Source organism: Nocardioides sp. (genome assembly GCF_035547795.1).
Lineage (GTDB): Bacteria > Actinomycetota > Actinomycetes > Propionibacteriales > Nocardioidaceae > Nocardioides.
This window is the reverse complement of record NZ_DASZUF010000095.1, coordinates 1-3816: the sequence shown is the minus strand read 5'-3', so window position 1 is coordinate 3816 and position 3816 is coordinate 1. Positions and strand designations below refer to the sequence as shown.

The following is a 3816-nucleotide window of genomic DNA, read 5'->3' as shown; positions in this document are numbered from 1 at the left end:
ATCGGCGCGATCGACCCGTCGCTGTTCGTCGACACCGACGGCACGCCGTACCTGCTCTACAAGACCGACGGGAAGCCCTCCTCGATCCGGATGCTGCCGCTGAGCGGCGACGGCCTGCACGCCGCACCGGGCGCGACCAGCCGGCAGGTGGTGCAGTACAGCGGGGTCCTGGAGAACCCGGTGATGATCCACCGCAGCGGGCAGTACTACCTCTTCGACTCCCAGGGCGACTACGCCCGATGCAGCTACATGACGGTGTGGCGCTCCGCGCCGACCCTGACCGGCTTGACCACCGCCGGCGCGCACCGGCTACTGACCCGCAAGAACACCAAGAAGCTGTGCGGCCCCGGCGGCGCCGACGTGCTGGCGCAGCCGAACAGGGTGCTCATGTACTTCGAGGCCTGGACGTGCAAGAAGTACAAAGCGTGCCACAAGAACTTCTGGTTCTTCAGCAAGAAGGACGCCAAGAAGAACCCCAAGCGGGCGCTGTACGCCGTCAAGCTCGGCTTCCCCGGCGGCGTGCCGGTGGTGAAGAAGTTCCTCAAGGGCAAGAAGAAGTAGCTTGTGTCGCTAAGTTGAGGTCATGACCTGGACGACGTCCGACATCGGCGACCTGAGCGGCCAGACCGCGGTGGTGACCGGCCCGACGTACGGCGGGATCGGCTACGACACCGCCCTGGAGCTGGCCCGCCACGGCGCCCGGTTGGTGCTCGCCGGCCGCTCGCAGACCAAGCTCGACGACGCCTCGGCCCGGATCGTCGCCGCGGCGCCCGGGGCGCGGGTGGAGAAGGTCGTGCTCGACCTCAGCGATCTGGGCTCGGTGCGCAAGGCCGCCGCCGCGATCACCGAGCTGGGCCCGGTCCACCGGCTGGTGAACAACGCCGGCGTGATGGCGACGCCGTACCGCCGCACGGTCGACGGGCTCGAGCTGCAGTTGGCCACCAACCACTTCGGGCCGTTCCTGCTCACCGGACTGCTGCTGCCGGCACTGGCCTCCTCCGGCGCGGGTCGGGTCGTGACCGTCTCCAGCCTCGGCCACCGCCTCGCCCCGAAAGCACCACTCGGCGATCCGCACGCCGAGGGCCGTTACCTGCGCTGGCCGACGTACTTCCAGACCAAGCTGGCCAACCTGCTCTTCACCTACCGGCTCGACCAACTGCTGCGCGACGCCGGCATGCCGGTGAAGGCACTGGCCGCGCACCCCGGCTTCGTGAGCAGCCGACTGATCAGCAACGGCTCCTCGTTCGGGCCGCTCTCGCGGATCGCCGACGCGGTCTACCCGATCGTCTCGCAGCCACCGGCCGAGGGCGCCTGGCCTTCGCTGATGGCGGCCACGGCCGACCTGCCGGGATCGACGTACGTCGGGCCCTCGGGGCTGCGCGAGACGCAGGGCCCACCGAAGGTGGTGCGCTCCACCCGGCTCTCTCACGACGCCGACGCGCAGCGCCGGCTGTGGGCGATCTCGGAGCGGACGACCGGGATCAGCTACCCCTAGCCCCCTCCGTTGAGAGGTCAGCTTGGGCGGGTCGAGAGGTCAGTTTCGGCGCCGAAAGTGACCTCTCGACAGGCCGAAAGTGACCTCTCGGGTTAGCGGGCGCGAGGCCGGTAGCGCGGTTGCTCCTTCTTGAACGCCGCCTTCTGCGCGATCTTCGCGTTGGCACCGAAGAGCAGCTTGAGCTGCTCGATCCGCTCCCGGGCGAAGGTACGCCGCGGCGAGGACTGCCAGGTGTCGTTGAACAGCCGCTTGGCCGCCGCCAGCGCGTCCGGGGAGCGCTCGGCGAGCTGGCCGGCGAACGCCGTCGCGGCCGCGATCGGATCGGCGGACAGCTCGGTCACCAGGCCGAGGTCGTGCGCCTCCTTGCCGCTGAGCATGGCCGCGGTCATGGTGAGCCGCTTGGCGGTGTCGATGCCCACCACCTCGGCCAGCGACCGGATGCCTGTCATGTCGGGGATGATCCCCCACTTGCCCTCCAGCACCGACCAGGTGGAGTCGGGAGTGGCGATCCGGAAGTCGGCACCCAGCGCGATCTGCACGCCGCCGCCCAGGCAGTGCCCCTCGACCGCGGCGATCACCGGGACCGGCACCCGCCGCCAGGCCCAGGCGGCCTCCTGGAAGGTGTTGGTGCCCCGCCAGGGTCGCGGCACGAAGCTGGTCCACATCTTGGCCGGCTGCTTCATCACCGAGGCGAAGTCGAGCCCGGCGCAGAACGAGTCGCCCTCGCCGGCGAGCACCACCGCACGCAGCGTCTTGTCGTGGGAGAGCTCGCGCGCGACAGCCGCCAGCTCGGCCAGCAGGTCGAGGGTGAGCGCGTTGAGCTTCTCGGGGCGGTTGAGCCGCACCTGCGCGATGCCGTCAGCCGTCGCGTGGGTCACCAGGGTCATGTACCGAAGAGTAACTTGACCGAATGGCACCATGAAGACATGGCCTCTCCCCGTGCAGGAACACCCGCCACCCTCGAGGACCTGTTCGACGTGCCGGCCCTCGTGACGGCGTACTTCTCTCGACAGCCCGATCCGGAGGATCCCGCGCACCAGGTCGTCTTCGGCACCTCGGGGCACCGCGGCTCCTCGCTACGCACCACGTTCAACGAGGCGCACATCCTCGCGACGACGCAGGCGATCTGCGACTATCGCCGCGAGCAGGGGTACGACGGCCCGCTCTTCCTCGGCCGCGACACGCACGCGCTGTCGGAGCCGGCATACGTCTCGGCCGTCGAGGTGCTGATCGGCAACGACGTCACGGTGATGGTTCAGGAGGGCTACCAGCCGACGCCGGCCGTGTCGCTGGCGATCCTGACGGCCAACCAGGGTCGGACGACCGGCCCCGGGCTGGCCGACGGCATCGTGGTGACACCGTCGCACAACCCACCCACCGACGGCGGGTTCAAGTACAACCCGCCACACGGCGGTCCGGCCGACACCGACGCCACCTCCTGGATCGCGGGCCGCGCCAACGAGCTGATCCACGGCGGCCTGCGCGACGTGAAGCGGGTGCCGTGGACGCGGGCGCGGAGCCAGGCGCACGAGTACGACTTCCTCGGCGGGTACGTCGACGCACTCCCCTCGGCCGTCGACCTGGACGCGATCCGCGCCGCCGGCGTGCGGATCGGCGCCGACCCGCTCGGCGGCGCCTCGGTGGACTACTGGGCGCGGATCGCCGAGCAGCACCGGCTGGATCTCACCGTGGTCAACCCCGTCGTCGACCCCACCTGGCGGTTCATGACGCTCGACTGGGACGAGAAGATCCGGATGGACTGCTCCTCGCCGTACTCGATGGCCTCGCTGGTCTCCCGCCGCGGTGAGTTCGACCTGGCCACCGGCAACGACGCCGACTCCGACAGGCACGGGATCGTGACCCCTGACGCGGGCCTGATGAACCCCAACCACTACCTGGCCGTCGCCATCCAGCACCTGTTCGGCGGCGCGCGGCCGGACTGGCCCGCCACCGCGCGGATCGGCAAGACGCTGGTCTCCTCCTCGATGATCGACCGGGTGGCGGCCGCACTGGGCCGGCCGCTGGTGGAGGTGCCGGTCGGCTTCAAGTGGTTCGTGCCCGGGCTGCTCGACGGCGGCCTCGGCTTCGGCGGGGAGGAGTCGGCCGGGGCGTCGTTCCTGCGCCGCGACGGCTCGGTGTGGACCACGGACAAGGACGGCCTGCTCCTGGCGCTGCTGGCCTCGGAGATCCTGGCCACGACCGGGATGACGCCCTCGCAGCACTATGCCGAGCTCACGGCGAAGCACGGCGAGCCGGCGTACGAGCGCATCGACGCACCCGCCACGCCGGAGGAGAAGACGGCGCTGGGCAGGCTCTCCGCC

The 3816-nt window shown here is 70.4% G+C and carries 4 protein-coding genes; 3 read left to right on the top strand and 1 reads right to left on the bottom strand.

The window, feature by feature from the left end; translation table 11 throughout:
• Positions 1–561: family 43 glycosylhydrolase (locus VHA72_RS06815; RefSeq protein ID WP_325573693.1), on the top strand; the 561-nt coding region annotated here is incomplete at its 5' end.
• A 22-nt stretch (positions 562–583) separates the two neighbouring features.
• On the top strand, positions 584–1495 hold the full coding sequence (locus VHA72_RS06810) for an oxidoreductase (RefSeq protein WP_325573692.1): 912 nt from the start codon (positions 584–586) through the stop codon (positions 1493–1495).
• Positions 1496–1587: 92 nt separating this feature from the next.
• Here VHA72_RS06810 and VHA72_RS06805 read toward each other — a convergent pair whose 3' ends face one another.
• The gene (locus tag VHA72_RS06805) at positions 1588–2382 is read right to left on the bottom strand and encodes a crotonase/enoyl-CoA hydratase family protein (RefSeq protein ID WP_325573691.1); all 795 of its coding nucleotides are present in this window, start codon (positions 2380–2382) and stop codon (positions 1588–1590) included.
• A gap of 39 nt (positions 2383–2421) precedes the next feature.
• Between VHA72_RS06805 and VHA72_RS06800 the strand changes: the two genes are divergently transcribed.
• The coding region (locus VHA72_RS06800; protein WP_325573690.1) for a phosphoglucomutase at positions 2422–3816 on the top strand (1395 nt) is incomplete at its 3' end.